This window comes from Streptomyces sp. NPDC007205, assembly GCF_040634095.1.
In the GTDB taxonomy this organism is placed as follows: domain Bacteria; phylum Actinomycetota; class Actinomycetes; order Streptomycetales; family Streptomycetaceae; genus Streptomyces.
Genome location: NZ_JBEYEW010000001.1, coordinates 510983 through 529687, shown reverse-complemented (window position 1 = coordinate 529687; position 18705 = coordinate 510983). Strand labels below are relative to the sequence as shown.

Here is an 18705-nt window from a genome sequence, read left to right as displayed (position 1 = left end):
CAAACGCAATGGTGCGTTGCAATGAACGAACGGTCTAAGAGGCTGTTAAGAACGCGGTTTGGCAGGCTGGTCCCATGAACGACGCAGCTGAGGTCGTGTCCCCCGCCGGTGCCGCGCGTGTGCTGGTGGTGGATGACGATCCCGAGGTACGCGCCGCCCTGGAGGACGGGCTCGCCCTGGAGGGCTTCACCGTCCGCGGTGCGGCGGACGGACACGCGGCTCTGGCGGCCGTGGCGGACTGGGAGCCGGACGCACTGGTGCTCGACGTGATGATGCCGGTGGTGGACGGGCTCGCGGTGTGCCGGCAGTTGCGGGCGCTGGGCGACCGTACGCCGATCCTGGTGCTGACCGCGCTGGACGCGGTCAGCAACCGGGTGGACGGCCTGGACGCGGGAGCGGACGACTACCTGGCCAAGCCGTTCGCGCTGGACGAGCTGGCGGCCCGGCTGCGCGCCCTGCTGCGCCGCGCCGGCCCCGCCGAGCCGGCCCCGTCCGCGCAGCTGCGCTTCGCCGATCTGGTCGTGGACCCGCACACCCGCACGGGGCAGCGGGGCGGGCGGCGGCTGGAGTTCACCCGCACCGAGTGGAGCCTGCTGGATCTGCTGCTGCGCCACCCCGGGCAGGTACTGGAACGGGAGACGATCATGCGCTGGGTGTGGGGCCGGGATCTCGGGCCCGACTCCAATTCGCTGGCCGTCTACATCGGATATCTGCGCCGGAAACTGGAGGCCGACGGCGCCTCGCGGCTCGTGCACACCGTGCACGGCGTCGGCTACCGGCTGGACGAACAGTGACGCGGCCCCGCCGGCACCGGCGCCCTCCGCTGCGCCGCCGGCTCGCCCTGACCGCGTCGGCCGCGGTGGCGGGCGTGGCGCTGGCGGTATGTGCGGGCGCGTACGCCGTCACCGTCTACACCCTGCACCGGCAGTTCGACCTGCAGCTGACGCAGGCGGCCACGCTGGCCATCCAACAGCACCAGCAGGAGGGTCCCGGGGTGCAGGCCGGCGAGTGCCGGTACCTGGCCGCGCCCGCCTGCGCCCAACTGGTGCCCGAGTCCCCCGCGCACGACCCGCGCCGGCCCTATCTGCTGCCCGTCACCCACGCGGTGCGCGAGGTCGCCGGCCGCCGTCGGGCGCCGTACTACAGCACGGCGTCGGTGGACGGCCGACCGGTGCGGGTGCTGACCACGCCGGCCCGTCGGGGCCTGGCCATGCAGGTGGCGCTGCGCTCCGACGGGGTACGGCATGCCGAGCGGCAGGCCGCCGGACTGCTCGCCGCGATCGGCGGGGCGGGTGTGCCGGTCGCGGCCCTGCTGGGCTACTGGGTGTCCCGCTCGGGTCTGGCCCCGGTGACCCGGCTGACGTCGACCGCGGAGCGGATCACGGCCACGCGTGACGCGGGACTCCGGATCGAGCTGCCGCCCGGGCAACACGGCAGCCAGGACGAGATCACCCGGCTCGCCGTCAGCTTCAACACCATGCTCGACGCCCTGGAGGAGTCGCTCGCCGCGCAACGGCGCCTGGTCGCCGACGCCTCGCACGAACTGCGCACGCCGCTGACGGCGTTGCGCGCCAACGCCGAGATCCTGCTGCGCGCCGAACGGCTGACCCCGCACCAGCGGGAGCGGGCGACCGGCGCTCTCACCCGTCAGTTGCGGGAGGTGACCACGCTGGTCAACGACCTGATCGACCTGGCCCGCGACGAAGAACCGCAGCAGGCGCTGGAGTCGGTGCAGCCGACCGCGCTGCTGGAACACGCGGTGGCGGCCGCCCGCGATCACTGGCCGCACGTCCCCTTCGTCCTGGACACCGACACCGCGGCGGCGTCCGCGCTGACGGCCGCGGTGCCGAGCCGGCTGACCAGGCTGTTCTCCAACCTGCTGGACAACGCCGCGAAGTTCTCCCCGCCCGGCGGACGGGTCGAGGTGGCGGCGCGCCGGTCGGCGGACGGCGACGGGCTGGAGATCACCGTCCGCGACCACGGTCCCGGCATCGACTCGGCCGACCTTCCTCATGTGTTCGACCGGTTCTACCGGGCCCGCGCCGCTCGGGCCCTTCCCGGCTCGGGCCTCGGCCTGGCCATGGCCCGTCAGATCGCCCACACCCACCACGCCGAGCTCACCGCCCACCAGGCCCCGGGAGGGGGCGCCCTGTTCCGCCTGAGGCTGCCGTCCGTGCCGATGACGTCGGTCGGGTAGCCGGAGACCAGCACGCCCGGCAAGCGCCGCGTTGCCGGGATATGACGTCACGTCAGACGAACGGCTGGTTCTGTGCCGCGTGCCCTTGACAGCAGGGGCCTGAGGGGCCACTTTGCGGGACAACGTTGTCGAAGGGACATGGTCACGATGGTGTCGTTCCGCCTTCTGTCCGTGCTCGCCGCCGGTGCCCTGACCGTGGGTGCCGCCTACGCCCCCGCCCAAGCCGATCCCGTCCCGCCCGCGCCGGTCTCCGACCCGGCCTCACTCGTGAACCCCTTCATCGGGACCACACACGCCGCCGACGACTTCCCGGGGGCCGACACGCCGTTCGGGATGGTCCAGTGGAGCCCCGACACCAGCCCGCACCGCCCGGACGGCGGCGGCTACGAGTACGGCGACTCCGCCATCACCGGATTCGGTCTGACGCATATAGCGGGTCCGGGCTGCCGGGCCGCCGGTGACATCCCCGTACTGCCGACCGTCGGCACGGTGGACACGGGCGCCACGGTCGGCTTCTCGCACGCGAACGAGTCCGCCACGCCCGGCTCGTACACGGTCTCCCTGGACAACGGCGTGACGACGGAACTGACCGCCACCACCCGCAGCGGGATGGCCCGGTTCACCTTCCCGGCCACCACCCAGGCGAACCTCCTGTTCAAGCTGACGGGCAGCGCGAACGGCGACACGGCCGCGCAGTTCGACGTGGTCAACGACAGAGAAGTGCGGGGAAAGGTCACCAGCGGCAACTTCTGCGGCGAGGGCAACTCCTACACGGTCTACTACGACATGGTCTTCGACCAGCCGTTCCGCCACAGCGGCACCGCGCTGGCCGCCGCCACGCCCACCACGCCCAGAACCGTGGCCTCCCCCAGCGCCCCCGAGGCACCGAACAAGCCGGTGCTGCACGGCTCCGTGCCCCGTCCGCCCCGAGCTTTCGCTCCCGAGGCGAGCGGCTCCGACGGCTATGTCACGTTCGACACCACCACCCACCGGGCGGTTCAGGCCAAGGTCGGCATCTCCTACGTGTCGTCCGCCGGCGCGGCGGGCAACCACCAGGCGGAGAACCCGGGTTGGGACCTGGCCAAGGTCCGCGGCGCGGCGCACAACGCCTGGCAGTCCCTCCTCGGCCGGGTGCGGATCGCCGGCGGGACGCCCGCTCAGCAGACCGTCTTCTACACGGCGCTGTACCACGCGCTGCTGCATCCGAACGTGATCAGTGACACCGACCGGCGCTATCCCGGCTTCGACGGCAGGCCCCACACCGTCGACCCGGGCCATGGCGCCGCCTACGCCAACTACTCGGGCTGGGACGTCTACCGCTCGCAGGCCCAGCTCGAGGCGCTCGTCGCGCCCCGGATCGCCTCCGACACCGCCCAGTCGATGGTCGACGACTACCGTCAGACCGGCCTGTTCCCCAAGTGGTCGGAGAACAACGGAGAGACCCACGTCATGGTGGGTGATCCGGCGGACGAGATCATCGCCGACTACTACGCCTTCGGGGCCCGCGGCTTCGACACGGCCACCGCGCTCAAGGGCATGATCGCGGATGCCACCGTCCCCAACGACAACCGGCCCGGCCTCACGTATCTGGAGCAGCTGGGCTGGCTGCCCAGCAACGGCAAGTACGGCTGCTGCAACTTCTACGGCGCGGCAGCCACCACCCTTGAGTACGACTCGGCGGACTTCGCCGTCTCGGCCCTCGCCGGCGCCCTCGGGCACGCCGCCGATCAGCAGCGGTTCGCGGACCGGGCGCAGGACTGGCAGAACCTGTTCCACCACGGAAGCGGTTTCATCCAGCCACGCGACGCCTCGGGCACATGGACGGCAGGCTTCTCGCCGACCTCGGGCAGGAACTTCGTCGAGGGCGACTCCTGGCAGTACACGCCGATGGTGCCGTTCAACCTGCACGGACTGGCGACCGCCCTGGGCGGTGACGCGGCCATGGCCACGTACCTGGACACGGACCTGTCCTCGCTGACCGGCGCCGGCGGATACACCGATCTGGGCAACGAGCCGAGCCTGAACATTCCCTGGGAGTACGACTACATCGGCCGCCCGTACCAGACGCAGAAGGTCGTCCGGCAGATCCAGGACCAGATCTGGACCGCCGGCCCGGCCGGACTCGCGGGCAACGACGACCTCGGCGAGATGAGCTCGTGGTACGTGTGGTCCGCCCTCGGCATGTATCCCGAGACCCCCGGCACCGCCGACCTGGCCCTGGGCAGCCCGCTCTTCCCGCAGGCGGTGATCACCCTCCCGTCCGGACACACCCTCACGATCAACGGCAACGGTGCGGCGGACGACGCCCCGTACGTCCAGTCGGCCACCTGGAAGGGCACGCCCTGGAGCGCGGCACACGCACCCGACGGCGCCCTGACCGGCGGCGGCACCCTCACCTACGTACTCGGCACCTCGCCCAACACGTCCTGGGCGTCGGACGCCTCCGCCGCCCCGCGTTCCTACCCGGGCGCGGCCGGCTACAGCGACGTCGGGACGTCCGGCGACACCGCCGCGGCCTCGGCGAACTTCGACGGCGCGGGCTACAGCTACTCCGCGCACGCCCTGGCCGGGGCGGGCGTCACCCCCGGCTCGAAGGTCACGGTCAACGGGGTCACGTTCACCTGGCCCGACGTGGCGCCCGGCGCGCCGGACAACTACGAGGCGAACGGGCAGACGGTACGGACGTCGGGCTCGGGCAGCATCTCCTTCCTGGGTGCCGCCAACAACGGCCCGGCTTCCGGCACGGCGACCGTCACCTACACGGACGGCACGACCCAGTCGGTCACGGTCGGCCTCTCCGACTGGACGCTGAGCGGGGGCGCCACCTCACCGCTCGCCGACAACACCGTCGCGGTGACCCTGCCGTACCGCAACCGCGCGGGCACCGCGTCCGACAGCACCCGGACGTATGTGTTCGCCACGGCGCCCGTGGCGCTGAGTCCGGGCAAGACGGTCAGCAGTGTGCGCCTGCCGTCCGATGTCGCCGCCGGAGGTCTGCACGTCTTCGCGACCGGCTTCGGCAGCGGCTGACCCTGCATGGGGCCGGTGCCGGAACATGCCGCTGAGTGGAGCAATCCCGGGGTACGGGGGCACCGCGCACCAGGCTGGTCGGGTGACGCACGAACGGACCGGCCGGGAGCCGGAGGACGGCTCGATGCCCCGGCCCCGGCTGCCGGCGCCACCGGCGTGGCTGCGCTGGCTCCCGCTCCTGTACGTCGCGGCCGTGCTGCTGCTGGAGCCCGCCACGCCCGTGGACTGGCCGGTGAGCTTCGTGCTGATCGCCGTGCCCCTGGTGACCGCGTTCGCGCACGGCCCCGCGATCGTCGGCGCCGCCACGGTGTTCGCCATCGGCCTCGAAGCGGTGCTGGCCGGCACCCCGTGCTGTGCGGGCCGGTCCGTCGGCTATCTGTGGGACCGTCACTACGTCGCGTCCTACATCTGTACGGCCCTCGTGGGCGGCCTCGGCGCGATTCTGGCCGCCCACCGGATCCGGCGCGAACGCACCCTGGCCGATGTGCGGTTCGTGGCCGAGATCGCGCAGCGCGTCCTGCTGCGGCCCGTGCCGCACCGGATCGGCCACCTCCGCCTGGAGAGCCTCTACCTCTCCGCGGCCGCGGAGGCCCGCATCGGCGGCGACCTGTACGAGGCCGTGCCCACCCGGTTCGGGGTCCGCCTGGTCATCGGCGACGTCCGTGGCAAGGGACTGCTCGCCGTCGAGACCGCCGCCGCCCTGCTCGGGGCGTTCCGCGAGGCGGCGTACGACGAACCGGAGCTGCCCGCTCTGGCCTGCCGGGTGGACACGAGCATGAGCCGCAGGGCGACGCAGCTCGGCGGAACGGAGACGAGCGAACGGTTCGTCACCGCGGTCTTCGCCGAGATCCCCGTCGACGGGCGGCTCGTCCGCATCGTCAACTGCGGCCACCCGCCGCCCATCTCGCTCAGGGCCGGCGAGGTGTGCGAACTGGAGAGCGGGCGGCCGGCCCCGCCCCTGAACCTCGGCATGCTGGTCGAGGACCCGTTCCGTCTGGAGGTGTACCCCTTCCGGCCCGGCGATCAGCTGCTGCTGTACACGGACGGCGTCACGGAGACACGGGACGCGGCCGGCACCTTCTATCCGCTGCTGCAGCGCCTGCGCTCCTGGGGCCCCCTCCCGCCGAAGGAGCTGCTCGCACGGCTCCACGACGACCTGCTGGCCTACAGCCACAACGGGCTGAAGGACGACACGGCGGCTCTCGCGGTCTGCCTGCTTCCGGAGGAGCCGCCGGCCGGGTCACCGGCCGAGTGAACCCGGCCGGTGTCAGAAGGCGGTGTGGGCGAACCAGTTGTCCAGGACCGCGGTCTGTCCCGAGAGCTCGAAGGCGGAGTCCTGATACGACCGCCGTCCGTAGAGCAGGAGCAGCAGATCCGCCGCCTGCCCGCGCACCGCCGCCGTGACCGGACCGGTCTCCCCTGCCGCGTGGTCCGTACGCGGCAGCAGGCGAAAGCCGTCCGGGTCCAGCCGCACCCGCCACTCCTCGTCCGGTCCCGCGCCGAGGTCCGTGCACCGGAACGCGAGGGTCTCGCCCTCGCCGCGCAGCTTCGTGACGCCGGGAGCGAAGAGACCCGCGTAGGGCAGGTTGACGAGGAACTCGTCCACGCCGTCCGCCGCGAGCACGGGGTCGAGGCCGGAGTCCAGGCCGACGGCACGCTCCGCGTCCACCCGGTGGACCAGGGTCTCGAAGAGCATCCGCCGGGCCCAGAACCGCGCGTGCCGGTCCTCGCCCCAGACCCACATCGGCGCCTCGGGATCCGTGTCCCGCAGGACGGCCGCCACCGCGGGCACCCCGGCCGCCACCCAGTCGGCATGGTCCCGCGGGTTCTCCGGCAGCCCCAGCTCGACGTCGCGGCTGCGGGGAGGCTCCTGCACCAGCCGGGTCAGCAGGGTGCAGAACCAGCGCTGCAGCGCTCCGACGTGCTGGGTGAGGTCGGCCAGGGTCCAGTCGGGGCAGCAGGGCACGGCGGCTGCCGGGTCGGCGCCCCTGACCACCTCGGCGAAGCGCAGGGTCTCGCGGGCGATGGCCTCACGGTAGGTGTCGTACGGCAGAGGATGCTCCGCCCTGTCGGTCGCTGCCATCGGCTGCCGCCGTCCTGTTCTGTCCTCGGCGTGATTCGGTCACCGACAGTCTGGATGCTGGAGTGCACTCGAAGGCAAGTCGGGGGGGCAGGGGATCTCCTGTTCGGCCCAGATGACCTTTCCGGCGCCGGTGTAGCGGGCGCCCCAGCGCTGGGTGAGCTGGGCCACCAGGAAGAGCCCGCGACCGCCTTCGTCCGTGATCCGGGCGTGCCGCAGCCGGGGGGCCGTACTGCTGGCGTCGGCGACCTCGCAGGTGAGGCGGGTGTCCCGGAGGAGCCGTAGCCGGATGGGCGGGGTGGCGTAGCGGAGGGCGTTGGTGACGAGTTCGCTCACCACGAGTTCCGTCGTGATGGCCAGTTCGCCGAGGCCCCAGTCCTCGACCTGGCGGGTGGCCTGGGCGCGCAGGACACCGACGGCGGCCGGGTCGTCGGGTACGTCCCAGGAGGCGACCCGGTCGGCGCCGAGGCTGTGGGTGCGTGTCAGGAGCAGGGCGATGTCGTCGGGCTGGGGCACGGGCACGAGCTGCCGCACGGCGGACGTGCACAGCGTGTCCAGGTCCTCCCCGGCGTGCGCGAGTACCTCCCCGAGCCGCGCCATGCCGCGCTCCACGTCGCGGTCGCAGCCCGCGATCAGACCGTTGGTGTACAGGCCGAAGAGGCTGTTCTCGGCCAGTTCGATCTCGGTGGCCTCGAAGGCCATGCCGCCCAGTCCGAGCGGGGGTCCGGCGGGGATCTCGGCGAAGCAGGCGGGTCCGCCGGGTGCCACGACGACGGGCGGCGGGTGGCCGGCCCGGGCCATCGTGCACTGCCTGCTGACCGGGTCGTACACGGCGTAGACGCAGGTCGCGCCGATGAAGGTGCTCCGGGCGGCCGTGCCGGCGGCGGTCTCCTCGTCGCTCAGCCGGAGCACGAGGTCGTCGAGATGGGCGAGCAGTTCGTCGGGAGGCATCTCCATGGCGGCGAGGGTCTGCACCGCCGTGCGCAGCCGGCCCATGCTCGCCGCGGCGGTGATGCCGTGACCCACCACGTCGCCGATGACGAGGCCCACCCGGGCGCCGGACAGCGGGATCACGTCGAACCAGTCGCCGCCGACACCGCCCGAGGAGTCGGCGGGCAGATAGGAGGAGGCCACCTCCAGCGCGGTGCCGCCGGTCAGGGCGGGTGGCAGCAGACTGCGCTGCAGGGTGAGCGCCGCCGTGTGCTCCCTGGTGTAGCGGCGGGCGTTGTCGACGCACACCGCCGCGCGGGCCACCAGCTCCCGGGCCAGCAGGACGTCGTCGGTACCGAAGGAGACGGGGTTGAGCGACCGGGCGAACGTGGTGAGGCCGAGGACGGTGTTCCGCGCCCGCATCGGCACGGCGATGAGCGAGTGCAGGCCGTATTCGCGGATGCGTTCCGTGCGCGCGGGCTCCCGGGTGAGCCACAGCTCGTCGGACGGGTCGAGGACCGGGATGAGCAGCGGCTCGCCCTCGGTGAGCAGGCTCCCGTCGTGGGGCGGCGGGAGGAAGTGGACCCGGTCGCCGACCCGTGCAACGGCCTCGGGGCAGCCCTCGCGCACCGAGCGCAGTGCGGCGCGACGCATCGCGGGCCGGGCGGGTGCGGGTCCCGCGTCGGTCAGCCATGCTCCGTGGCCCTCGGTGCTGAGCACGGCTTCGAGCAGGTCGACGATGACGAAGTCCGCGAAGCGGGGGACGGCGAAGTCGGCGAGTTCCTGGGCGGTCCGCAGCACGTCGAGCGTCGTGCCGATGCTGGTGCCGGCTTCGTTGACCAGGGTCAGCAGCTGCCGGGCGTTCCACCGCTCGGTGACGTCCTGGACCATGTAGCAGACCCCGGTGATGGTGTCGTCGGCGTCCACCAGGGGGAAGAACGAGGTCGAGTAGGCGTGCCGGCGGTGCGGGTCGGCCCAGCTCCAGCCCAGGTACTCGTAGTCGGTCACCGGCAGGCCCGTCGCGAGGACCTTGCGCATGAGGCTCTCCAGGGCCTCCGCCTGCAGCCCGGGCAGCAGCTCGCTCAGCCGCCGCCCGAGCCGCTCGTCCCGGGGGACCCCGCCGAACCGCTCCAGGGTGTCGTTCAGCCAGACGTACCGCAGTTCGGTGTCCATGACGGCCATGCCGACCGGTGAGCGGGTCAGGAACCCGTCCAGGACCGACAGGCCCATGGTCCACCGCTGCCGCTCTTCACGGGCCGACACCAGGAAGCACTCGGTGTCGCCCAGGGGGAAGGACGCCGAGACCCGCAGCCGGAGTTCGAGACGGCGGCCGTCCCGGTGCCGTACGGCGGTCTGCCCGCTCCAGCCGTTTCCGGCGCGGCACCGCTCCACCACGCCGGCGAGCCGTACGGGGTCCTCGGGCATGTCCAGCAGCCGCGCGGCGCGGATACCCAGGACGTCGGGAGCCGCGTAGCCGAGGAGTGCTTCGGCGCTGCGGGTCCAGCCCACCACCACGCCGTACTCCGAGATCACCGCGGTCGCGTCGGTCGACGCGTCGAAGAGATCACCCGGTTCCCCGGGTGTGGCCGCGGAGACGCCCTTTCGCACAGGTTCCATCAGTGACACCCATACACCACTATGAGCCTGTTTGTCCGATGATGTGCAGGGGCCGGACAGACCACTCTTCGCCGTGCGGTTGGGCCGGGCCGGGAGGGACCATGGGAGTACCGGGGCCGGGAGGGACCATGGGAGTACCGGTCGTCAGCGCCTGCGTGTGCCCGCCCGGCCGGTGGAGGTGAAGCAGGCATGGCAGTGGAATCCTTCGGAGCCGGCCACGACGAGCATCGCAGCGGGCTGCCCCGGCCGACCGGACTGCTGGACGTGCTGAGCGTGGCCGCGGTGGCGCTGGACACCCGCGGCCGGATCGTCTTCTGGACCCCGCAGGCCGAGGAACTGTTCGGTTACTCGTCGGAGGAGGCCCTCGGCAAGCACGCGGCGCGCCTGCTCATCCATCCGGAACACCTGCAGGCCGTGGTGGGCCTGTTCACGGAGGTGCTGGAGACCGGCCGGGGCTGGGCCGGCACCTTTCCCGTGCGGCACAAGGACGGCGGCAGCCGGCTGACGGAGTTCCGGACCATGCGGCTGCTGGACGACCTCGGGGACGTCTACGCCTTGGGCATCGCGGCCGACCACACCCTGCTCCAGCGCGTCGAGACGGATCTGGCGCTGTGCGAGCAGCTGATCAACCAGTCCCCGATCGGTCTGGCGCTCCTCGACCCCGATCTGAAGTACCTCCTGGTCAATCCGGCGCTGGAGCGGATCGACGGCATTCCCGCCGAGGACCACATCGGCCGCCATCTGCGCGAGACCCTGCCCTTCCCGGACGTCGACACCGTCGAGTCCGCGCTGCGCCAGGTGCTCACGACCGGTACGCCCTTGCTGGACCAGTACCACGTCGGCCGTCCCTCGGCCGATCCCGGCCGCGAGCACGCCTGGTCGCTGTCCTTCTACCGGCTGGAGGATCCCGGCGGGCGGGTGCTGGGCGCGGCCGCCTCGGTCGTCGACGTCACCGAGCGGCATCGCGCGGCGGCCGAGGCCGACCGGGCGCGGCGGCGCCTCGCGCTCATCGCGGACGCCTCCGCCCGGGTCGGCACCGCGCTGGACGTGGAGCAGACGGCCCGTGAACTGGCCGAGATCGCCGCGCCGGCCCTGGCCGACGTGGTCGCGGTGGACATCCTCGACTCCGCCCTGTCCTGCCGTCGTATGCGCAGACGGGACAACGGTCCGGAGATCTTCCGGGCCGTGGCCCTGAAAGCGGCGCATCCCACGGTCGCGCTGCGCGCCGCCGACTCTCCGGGCGACCTCGCCGCATACGAGGGTGACCGGCTGGTCACCTTGTGCGTCCACACCGGGCGGCCGGTGATGGTCCGCCACGTCGGGCCGCGGGATCTGCCGCGTATCGCCCGGGACGTCGAGGCCGGTGCCCTGCTGGCGCGGGCCGGTGTCCACTCGTATCTCGCGGTGCCGCTGATCGCCCACGGCGAGGTGCTCGGCGCCCTCGATCTCAAGCGGACCCGCAATCCGGCGCCGTTCGACGAGGACGACGTCGTCCTGGCCGTGGAACTCGCCGGCCGGGCCGCCGTCGCCATCGACAACGCCCGCTGGTTCCAGAGCGTCCGCAACACCGCCCTCACCCTTCAGCGCAGTCTGCTGCCCGAGCACTCGGCGCACCACACGGGCCTGGAGCTCGCCTCCCGCTACCAGCCGGCGCAGGCCACCAGCGAGGTCGGCGGCGACTGGTACGACGTCATCCCGCTGGCCGGTGACAAGACCGCCCTGGTGGTGGGCGACGTCATGGGCAACGGCATCGACGCGGCCGCCACCATGGGTCGGTTGCGCACCGCGACCTGCGCCTATGCCGACCTCGATCTCGACCCGGGCGCGGTGCTGCAGCACCTGGACAAGATCACCTGCGATCTGGAGCACTACATCGTCACGTGCCTGTACGCGGTGTACGACCCCCGCACCGGGCGGTGCAGCATCGCCAACGCCGGACACATGCCGCCCGCGCTCACGCGTCCCGGCGCCGCACCCAGGCTCCTGGACCTGCCGGCCGCGGCGCCGCTCGGCGTCGGCGGCGTACGGTTCGAGACGACCACCGTCGCGCTGCGCCCCGGCGATGTGCTGGTCCTCTACACCGACGGCCTCGTGGAGACCCGCCAGCACCCCATCGACGACCGGCTGAACGCCCTGCTGGACCTCCTCGACGATCCGCACAGGCCGCTGGAGGAGACCTGCGACATCCTGCTGCACGGGCTGCGCCACCCCGACGACCACGACGACGTGGCCCTGCTCGTCGCCCGCGCCCTGTAGACCGGGGCGGGACGTCCAGGCACCCAAGCCGCGGTGCCCACAGGGCGGTTTCCTACTGTGCTGCCGGCTGCCCCGAACCGGCCGCGAACGGCCGGTCGGCGGTCCCGCGGACGAGCAGCAGGAGGGCGTCGACCAGGTCGTCGGCGGGGCTGCCCGTGGCCAGACGCCGCAGTTGCAGGCCCATCACGAGGGCGACCGTCGTGGCGGCGAGACGTTCCGCGTCCGGGACGCCGAGCGCGCTGAGGATCCGGGCGGCGAGCAGGTCGTAGGCCCGGAACGCCTCGGCCGCCGCCTCCCGCAGACGCTCGTCGCGTCCGGCGTGCAGATACAGCTCGAAGGGGGCGAGATGGGCGCTGTCCAGGGCCGAGCCGCAGGCGACCTGGCCGGCCAGGGACGCCGCGCCGGCGACGTCCAGGCCGTCCGTCTGGCACTGCTCGGCGAGCTCGGTGAAGTGCCGGGCCTCCTCGCGCACGAAGTGCAGCAGGCTCTCGCGCAGCAGCTCGTGCTGGGTTTCGAAGTGGTAGGTGACCGAACCCAGGGACACCCCCGCTTCCTTGGCGATCCGCCGGTTCGTGACCGCCGCGACTCCGTCCTCGCCGATGATCCGCAGGACGGCGGTGATGATGCGCTGGCGCGTCGGCGCGGAGGGGGCGGCATGCGGCATGGCGTGCATTCTCCCATCTCCCGTGGACATGGCTGTGGACACGGCCGCCCGGGATCCCTACTGTTCGTTCGAACGAACAAGAAGACGGAGGGTAGTCGTGCACATTGCCGGGTCAACCGTTCTGCTCACCGGCGTCACCGGCGGCATCGGGGGCGCGCTCGCCGCCGAGTTGTCCGCTCGCGGCGCCCGCCTCGTCCTCACCGGCCGGCGGCCCGACGCGCTCAAACCCCTCGCCGAGCGCTACGGCGCCCGGACGGTCCAGGCCGATCTGGCCGACCCGGACGATGTACGGCGGCTGGCCGAGCAGGCCGCCGGTACGGACATCCTGATCGCCAACGCGGCCCTGCCCTCCAGCGGCGACGTCCTCGACTACAGCCCGGAGCAGATCGACCGGGCCCTCGCGGTGAACCTGCGCGCCCCCGCGGTGCTCGCCCGGCTGCTCGCGCCCGGCATGGTGGCCGCCGGACGCGGTCACATCTGCTTCGTCGGGTCGCTGGCCGGCATGGCGGCCACCAAGTCCTCGTCCCTGTACAACGCGACGAAGTTCGGGCTGCGCGGCTTCTCGCTGGCCTTCCGGCAGGATCTGCACGGCACGGGCGTCGGCGTCTCGATCGTCCAGCCGGGATTCGTGCGCGACCTGGGCATGTTCGCGAAGACGGGTTCGGCCACGCCCGGCGGCGTCCGCACCGTCTCCCCGGAGCGGGTCTGCAAGGGGGTGGCGCGGGCGATCGAACGTGATGTCGCCGAGATCAACGTGGCGCCCGTCGAACTGCGGTTCCTCACCAAGGTCGCGTCGCAGTTCCCGGGGTTCGCGGAGCGCGTGCAGCGGCTGGCGGGGGCGGAGCCGACGATGAACGCGATCGTGGCCGCGCAGCGAGCAAGCCGCTGAGGATCAGCGCTGGCTCGCGGGGCCGGCCGGCAGCGGTGACCGGCCGCCCCGGCAGGAGTAGACGATCTCCACGGCGCGGCTCGCACCGCCCGGCTGGCACCCTCGACGACGTCGTCACCGACAGCGACCCGGTGCGGCTGCGGATGCCGTGGCTCTCGCCGGACACGAAAGCGGGGTCGGCCGTCAGCGCCGGCCAGCCGGTCGGGGTGGTCACATAGCCGTCGGCGCTCATGCTCATGCGGGCGCGGATCTTCATGTCGCCTCCGTACTTTGCCAGTTGGCACCTTGTCAGTCGGCGCCTTGTCAGTCGGCCGGGAGGGCCGTTGTCATGTCCGCCCGTGCTGTGGCAAGATCCTTCCCGTTCGACGGCGCATGCCACCACTCCTCACGAAGGACTGAAGTCCATGGTTCCGGCGTCCCCCAGCGGCCGCCGCCGATACTGAGCCGTCTGCCCCGAGGCAGCGTTCTCCGGTATCTCCCGCACCCCCTCACGGCGGTCCGACGACGCGGTGCCCAGCACACCGCCCGCCTCCTCGCAGAGGCCGTTCCCGTATGCCCGGCCACGCCCCGGCCCACAGCAGCCCGTGGCCGCCTTCACCGTGAGGTCTTCACCATGCGCACCGATGTCCAGCGCTTTGCCGTCGCCCACCTGTTGCGCCGCCCGGCGGCGCGTGAAGTCGGCGGCTTCGTCGTGGGGTTCGATCCCTCGACGACCAGCCCTTACATCAACTACGCCACCCCCTTGCCCGGCGCCGAGCCCACCCACCGGGACGTCGCCGACCTGATCGCCGCGTTCCGCGAGCGCGGACTGCGGCCCCGTCTGGAGTTCGCCCCGGACGCCGCGCCCGCCGTCGAACCCGCGCTGCGCCGGGCCGGTTTCGGCACGGAGGCGGTGCACGAGTACCTGGTCTGCACACCGGCCACACTGGCCGTGCCCCGCTCCGGACACGGCTCGGCGGACCCGGTCCAGGTGGAGGCCCCGGCCACGGAGGCCGACTACACCGGGCTCGACATCGCGCTCTCCGAGGCCTTCGGCGGCGAGTGGGAGCCCTCCCCGGAAGGCGCGGCCCGGTTGCGGCGCACCGAGGAGGGCGGTGGAGCCGTCCGGTTCGTCCGCACGCCCGACGGCGGCTGCGCCGGCGGCGCCCTGTGCTCGGCGCCCGCCGAGGGCACCGCCGAACTCGCCGGCGTGGGCACCCTTCCCGCGTACCGGGGCCGTGGCATCGCCGCCGCGGTCACCTCGACCCTGGCCGAGACGATGTTCGGCCGCGGAGCGCGGTCGGTGTGGCTGGAGTACTCCGGCGAGGGTTCCCGCCGCGTGTACGGGAGGGTCGGCTTCCGGTCCGGCGGCACGCGACTGTACGTCTCGCTCGAAGGGTGACGTCCTGGCCGGCGGGGACGGGTGCCGTCCTCGCCGGCTCTCCCTGTCACCCGTTCCCGGGCAGCGGGTGGTCCTTGACGAACCGGCGGATCTCCTCCGTGAGGGCGGCCGGATTGTCCAGCTGGACCAGGGTGCGGGCGTCGGGGATCTCCACATAGCGGGCGTTCGGCAGCAGCCCGGCCAGGCGACGGCCCGTGGCGTGCGGCATCATGCGGTCCTCGGCGCCCCAGGCGACCAGCGCCGGGCGGGTGAACCCCGGGAGGTTGCGGGCCGCTTCCAGGTAGCAGTCCTTCCGGGTCGCACGGCAGAACTTCCGGAAGTCACGGCGGATGTGGCGGCTCGTCATCAGCGGGCCGTACCAGCGGGCGATGAGTTCCTTCGGCAGCCGCTTCTTCGCCATGCCGCCGAGCGAGATCCGCATGCGGGCCAGGAAAGGGAAGCGGAAGGACTGCACGAGGAGGTAGAGACCGCCGGGGACCGTGCAGGCCACGGACAGGATCCGGCCCTGGATGCCGGGCGGGTAGTTGTCCAGGGCCTCGCACGAGGTCAGCACGAGCCGGGCGATGCGCTCGTCGTGTACGCCGACGAGGAGCTGAGCCGTTCCGGCGTCGTTCTGGACGAGGGTGACGTCCCGCAGGTCAAGACGGTCCATGAACTCGGCGAGCAGGCGGGCGATGCCGTGCGCGGACAGGTCCGCGTCCGGCCGCATCGGGCGCCGGTGGCTGCCCAGGGGCAGCACGGGGACCAGCACACGGAAGTCGGGGCGCAGGGCGGAGACGACGTCGGCCCAGACCGAGTCGTCGAAGCCGAGGCCGTGGGCGAGGAGCACGGCGGGGCCGTCGCCTCCGGTGTCCTGGTAGTCGATGGTGCCCGCACTCAGCTCGATCTCCGGCATGCCCGTGCCTCCGCCCGTCGGCTGTTACGATGACTGCGCTTCTTGATAGATCGTTCTAGTGACACAATAGACGCCGACCGCCCTTTGGCAACAGCGGCCGCCCCGGAGGTGCCCCCCATGAGCGACGGCAAGGCGATCAGCACCCACGAGACCCGGCAGCGGATCCTGAACGCCGGCACCGAGCTGTTCCGGCGCTCGGGCTACACCGGCACGGGGATGAAACAGATCGCCGAGGCCGCCGGTGCGCCCTTCGGCTCGATCTACCACTTCTTCCCCGGCGGGAAGGCCCAGTTGGGCGAGGAGGTGATCCGCACCTCGGGCGCCGTCTACCTGGGGCTCGTCACCGCGCTGATGACGCCGTACGAGGACCGGGTCGCGGCCACCGCCGACGCCTTCGCCGCCGCGGCCGGTACGCTCGCCGAGCTCGACTTCGCCGACCCGTGCCCCATCGCGACGGTCGCGATGGAGGTCGCGAGCACCAACGAGGCGCTACGGCAGGCCACTTCGGAGGTCTTCGACAGCTGGATCGAGTATCTGGCCGCGTACTACGCCGAGGGCGGGATTCCCGGGCCCGCCGCCCGGGAGACGGCGAGCTCGGTCGTCGCCCTGCTGGAGGGCGCCTTCATGCTGGGCCGGGCCGCGCGCAGCACCGAACCGGTACGGGCCGCGGGCACGGCGGCCGCGGCGATCGTACGAGCCGCACTGGGCGCGGAGCGAACCGGCCCCGGCCGTCAGGACGGCCGGCCCGCTCGGTAGAGGTCGCGGAGCAGGGCGATCTCGGCTCCGTGGTGCAGCACTTCCTGGTTGACCCACCACACGATGTCGAGGAAGGGTTCCTCCGCGTCACTGCCGTACGGGTAGGCGCAGTACCCGACCGTGTCCAGCGCCGCGTCGTCGACGCCCAGCAGGGCCCGCCGCCAGGCGGCGGTGCCGGTCTCGAAGGCCTCGACCGCGCCGGCGGCGTCCCCGCTGACGGGATGGTTCTCCCGGGTCGCCGAGCGGCTTCCGGCGGTGTGGTCGGCGCGCAGGGACAGCATCTCGGAGAGGTGGCTCAGCCGCCATGCGAGGGTGGTGACGGGCGGTGGCCAGGGGTGCGGGTACGGCGCGGCGTCCCGTCCCCAGGGGCCGGCGCCGTCCAGGAGGGCCGCCCGCGGTCCCGGTCCGTCCGCGCGTCGTCTGACCGTCCAGCAGCCCGGGACCGGTTCCCAGAAGTACTCGTCGTCGGTCAGCGGCTCCACCTTGGTCTCCGCGCCGTCGCCGCTGTCCATGACGGGCCCGGCCAGCCGGTGCAGCAGGCGCTCGCAGGCGAAGTCGAACTGGTCCAGCAGCGGACGGAGCCGGGGCGGTGGTGTCGTCATCGAATGCTCCTGACCGAAGGAACTGCAGAACTGCCCCCTGCCGGGCCGGCCGGCCCGCCGGAGTTCTCACAGCCGGCCAGCCTGCCACAGCCGCCCCGCCCCCGCGCGCCCTTTTCCCTCTGCCCGCCGCCCCCTTCAACGCCCCGCGTCTTCGGGCCGGTCGGAGCCCTCGCCGAGGCTGCCCCGGACGAGGGTGCCGGGGACGCCCTTGAGCAGGTGTGCGTCACGCAGGACCACGCCTTCGTCGTTGCCGTCGCCGAGGGCTCGCATACGGGGTGGACCGAGCCCCGCTGGTCGAGCAGGACGATCCGGTAGGCGGCCGGGTCGAACAGCCGCCGTGAGCAGGGGGCGCACCCCGATCCCGGGCCGCCGTGCAGGACGACGGCGGGCTTGCCGTCAGGGTTGCCACAGGTCTCGCTGTCGTCACATTCCCGCCTGCTGGCGGCACCGCCGGCCGCCGATGCGTGAGACCGCCGCTCACAGTTGCCGTCGTACGCCGGCCTCCCGCTCCGTCTGCTCCAGCTGGTGGCCGAGGTCGCCCTGCAGGGACGTACGGGCGCGGCCCCGGCGGCCCAGCGGGAGGATCGTGCGCTGGGCCGTGTCCTCCAGCAGCAGGGCGAAGCCGCCGTACAGGGCGAAGGCCGCGAGGGCCACGCCGGTCCAGCCGGCGGCGGTGCGCAGCACGGCCGCTCCGCCGGCCTCGTGGATGCCGGTCAGGACGAACCGGCAGGCTCCGATCAGCAGCAGCGCGGAGAACAGCGGCTTGCCGGGGATCGCGGCGGCGCCGAGGAGGAGCATGAGCGGGGCGATGCTCAGCAGGAACACGGCCAGCCCGGGGCTGGGCTGTCCCGGCGGTCCGGACAGGGTGACCAGCGCGCTGCCCGCCCAGGCGCAGCCCAGCACGGACAGGCCGCAGGCGGCACCGCTGTCGCGGGCGAGGAAGGCGAAGATCCCGGAGAGCAGTTCCAGGGGCACGACGAACACCAGGATCAGCAGCATCAGCGGCCGGCTCTGGGCCAGGGGCACCCATGACAACTGCACGGCGGTGAGCAGAACGCTTCCGGTGCCGAAGGCGAAGAAGCCGAGGGGCAGGCTGCTGGCCAGCGGCCTGAGCATGATCCGCGTCAGGGCCTCGGGCCGCGGCGGCCCACTGGTCGTGTCGTACGTCCGCGCTGCTGGTGACGGCATCCGGATCACCCTGTCCCTCGGGCCTGGGCCGTAGTACTGCGGTGGTCGTACGACACGGGGTACCCCGATTGTGCGCGCGGTCCTCCGCCTCGGCCCGCTCGGGCCACGGAACGGAGCGTTCTGTCGCGGAACCGCCCCGGGATTGTCCGTGATCTGTAACAGCCGGATCCCGTGCTCAACCCCGGCCGTCCTGACAGGTGCACAGAGACCAGGTGCACAA

15 protein-coding genes and 1 pseudogene are annotated in these 18705 nt (G+C 72.6%); 8 read left to right on the top strand and 8 right to left on the bottom strand.

The window, feature by feature from the left end; all coding sequences use genetic code 11:
- Window positions 1–74 precede the first annotated feature (74 nt).
- From ABZ624_RS02350 to ABZ624_RS02335, 4 genes are all read left to right on the top strand, one after another.
- A complete protein-coding gene (locus tag ABZ624_RS02350; protein WP_360081690.1) occupies window positions 75–794 on the top strand; it encodes a response regulator transcription factor in 720 nt (239 codons plus the stop codon).
- A complete protein-coding gene (locus ABZ624_RS02345) occupies window positions 791–2197 on the top strand; it encodes a HAMP domain-containing sensor histidine kinase (RefSeq protein WP_360081689.1) in 1407 nt (468 codons plus the stop codon). Before ABZ624_RS02350 ends, ABZ624_RS02345 begins: the two co-directional genes overlap by 4 nt.
- Before the next feature lie 147 nt (window positions 2198–2344).
- On the top strand, window positions 2345–5227 hold the full coding sequence (locus ABZ624_RS02340) for a lectin (protein WP_360081688.1): 2883 nt from the start codon (window positions 2345–2347) through the stop codon (window positions 5225–5227).
- Between the two features lie 82 nt (window positions 5228–5309).
- On the top strand, window positions 5310–6482 hold the full coding sequence (locus ABZ624_RS02335; RefSeq protein ID WP_360081687.1) for a PP2C family protein-serine/threonine phosphatase: 1173 nt from the start codon (window positions 5310–5312) through the stop codon (window positions 6480–6482).
- Between the two features lie 12 nt (window positions 6483–6494).
- On the opposite strand, the gene ABZ624_RS02330 is transcribed toward ABZ624_RS02335, so the two are convergent.
- Both ABZ624_RS02330 and ABZ624_RS02325 read right to left on the bottom strand, forming a co-directional pair.
- Window positions 6495–7310 carry a maleylpyruvate isomerase family mycothiol-dependent enzyme gene (locus ABZ624_RS02330; RefSeq protein WP_360081686.1) on the bottom strand — a complete coding sequence of 272 codons (816 nt, stop codon included), beginning with the start codon at window positions 7308–7310 and terminating at the stop codon, window positions 6495–6497.
- Window positions 7311–7349: 39 nt separating this feature from the next.
- Window positions 7350–9854, bottom strand: a complete 2505-nt coding sequence (locus ABZ624_RS02325) for a SpoIIE family protein phosphatase (protein WP_360081685.1) — start codon at window positions 9852–9854, stop codon at window positions 7350–7352.
- A 189-nt stretch (window positions 9855–10043) separates the two neighbouring features.
- On the opposite strand from ABZ624_RS02325, the gene ABZ624_RS02320 reads away from it, so the two are divergent.
- Window positions 10044–12110: a SpoIIE family protein phosphatase gene (locus tag ABZ624_RS02320; RefSeq protein ID WP_360081684.1), complete on the top strand. Its 2067-nt coding sequence runs from the start codon at window positions 10044–10046 to the stop codon at window positions 12108–12110.
- 52 nt (window positions 12111–12162) lie between these two features.
- Here ABZ624_RS02320 and ABZ624_RS02315 read toward each other — a convergent pair whose 3' ends face one another.
- Window positions 12163–12774 (bottom strand): TetR family transcriptional regulator, encoded by a 612-nt coding sequence (locus ABZ624_RS02315; protein ID WP_360081683.1) that lies wholly within the window; start codon window positions 12772–12774, stop codon window positions 12163–12165.
- 97 nt (window positions 12775–12871) lie between these two features.
- Here ABZ624_RS02315 and ABZ624_RS02310 point away from each other — a divergent pair, with 97 nt between their 5' ends.
- Together ABZ624_RS02310 and ABZ624_RS02305 are read left to right on the top strand one after the other, a co-directional pair.
- Window positions 12872–13663 carry an SDR family NAD(P)-dependent oxidoreductase gene (locus ABZ624_RS02310; protein WP_360081682.1) on the top strand — a complete coding sequence of 264 codons (792 nt, stop codon included), beginning with the start codon at window positions 12872–12874 and terminating at the stop codon, window positions 13661–13663.
- A 613-nt stretch (window positions 13664–14276) separates the two neighbouring features.
- Window positions 14277–15044 (top strand): GNAT family N-acetyltransferase, encoded by a 768-nt coding sequence (locus tag ABZ624_RS02305; RefSeq protein ID WP_360081681.1) that lies wholly within the window; start codon window positions 14277–14279, stop codon window positions 15042–15044.
- A gap of 46 nt (window positions 15045–15090) precedes the next feature.
- Here the strand turns inward: ABZ624_RS02305 and ABZ624_RS02300 are convergent, their stop codons facing one another.
- On the bottom strand, window positions 15091–15939 hold the full coding sequence (locus tag ABZ624_RS02300) for an alpha/beta hydrolase (RefSeq protein ID WP_360081680.1): 849 nt from the start codon (window positions 15937–15939) through the stop codon (window positions 15091–15093).
- Window positions 15940–16056: 117 nt separating this feature from the next.
- On the opposite strand from ABZ624_RS02300, the gene ABZ624_RS02295 reads away from it, so the two are divergent.
- Window positions 16057–16695 (top strand): TetR/AcrR family transcriptional regulator, encoded by a 639-nt coding sequence (locus ABZ624_RS02295; protein ID WP_360081679.1) that lies wholly within the window; start codon window positions 16057–16059, stop codon window positions 16693–16695.
- Here the strand turns inward: ABZ624_RS02295 and ABZ624_RS02290 are convergent.
- From ABZ624_RS02290 to ABZ624_RS02275, 4 genes and pseudogenes are all read right to left on the bottom strand, one after another.
- Complete coding sequence (locus tag ABZ624_RS02290) at window positions 16671–17297, bottom strand: DinB family protein (RefSeq protein ID WP_360081678.1); 627 nt, start codon at window positions 17295–17297, stop codon at window positions 16671–16673. The two genes, ABZ624_RS02295 and ABZ624_RS02290, sit on opposite strands and share 25 nt — an antisense overlap.
- Window positions 17298–17432: 135 nt before the next feature.
- Window positions 17433–17567, bottom strand: a complete 135-nt coding sequence (locus ABZ624_RS02285; RefSeq protein ID WP_360081677.1) for a hypothetical protein — start codon at window positions 17565–17567, stop codon at window positions 17433–17435.
- 11 nt (window positions 17568–17578) lie between these two features.
- Window positions 17579–17713 (bottom strand): annotated as a pseudogene (locus ABZ624_RS02280) (prolyl aminopeptidase); the annotation flags it as partial.
- Between the two features lie 61 nt (window positions 17714–17774).
- Window positions 17775–18485 (bottom strand): GPR1/FUN34/YaaH family transporter, encoded by a 711-nt coding sequence (locus tag ABZ624_RS02275; RefSeq protein ID WP_360081676.1) that lies wholly within the window; start codon window positions 18483–18485, stop codon window positions 17775–17777.
- Window positions 18486–18705: the final 220 nt, after the last annotated feature.

Excerpts from the sequence above, each read along its gene's own strand:
- ABZ624_RS02330 (WP_360081686.1), bottom strand. The coding sequence starts at position 7,310 with ATGGCAGCGACCGACAGGGCGGAGCATCCTCTGCCGTACGACACCTAC.
- ABZ624_RS02295 (WP_360081679.1), top strand. The coding sequence starts at position 16,057 with ATGAGCGACGGCAAGGCGATCAGCACCCACGAGACCCGGCAGCGGATC.
- ABZ624_RS02350 (WP_360081690.1), top strand. The coding sequence starts at position 75 with ATGAACGACGCAGCTGAGGTCGTGTCCCCCGCCGGTGCCGCGCGTGTG.
- ABZ624_RS02285 (WP_360081677.1), bottom strand. The coding sequence starts at position 17,567 with ATGCGAGCCCTCGGCGACGGCAACGACGAAGGCGTGGTCCTGCGTGAC.
- ABZ624_RS02300 (WP_360081680.1), bottom strand. The coding sequence starts at position 15,939 with ATGCCGGAGATCGAGCTGAGTGCGGGCACCATCGACTACCAGGACACC.
- ABZ624_RS02340 (WP_360081688.1), top strand. The coding sequence starts at position 2,345 with ATGGTGTCGTTCCGCCTTCTGTCCGTGCTCGCCGCCGGTGCCCTGACC.
- ABZ624_RS02320 (WP_360081684.1), top strand. The coding sequence starts at position 10,044 with ATGGCAGTGGAATCCTTCGGAGCCGGCCACGACGAGCATCGCAGCGGG.
- ABZ624_RS02290 (WP_360081678.1), bottom strand. The coding sequence starts at position 17,297 with ATGACGACACCACCGCCCCGGCTCCGTCCGCTGCTGGACCAGTTCGAC.
- ABZ624_RS02275 (WP_360081676.1), bottom strand. The coding sequence starts at position 18,485 with ATGCCGTCACCAGCAGCGCGGACGTACGACACGACCAGTGGGCCGCCG.
- ABZ624_RS02305 (WP_360081681.1), top strand. The coding sequence starts at position 14,277 with ATGCGCACCGATGTCCAGCGCTTTGCCGTCGCCCACCTGTTGCGCCGC.
- ABZ624_RS02325 (WP_360081685.1), bottom strand. The coding sequence starts at position 9,854 with ATGGAACCTGTGCGAAAGGGCGTCTCCGCGGCCACACCCGGGGAACCG.
- ABZ624_RS02315 (WP_360081683.1), bottom strand. The coding sequence starts at position 12,774 with ATGCCGCATGCCGCCCCCTCCGCGCCGACGCGCCAGCGCATCATCACC.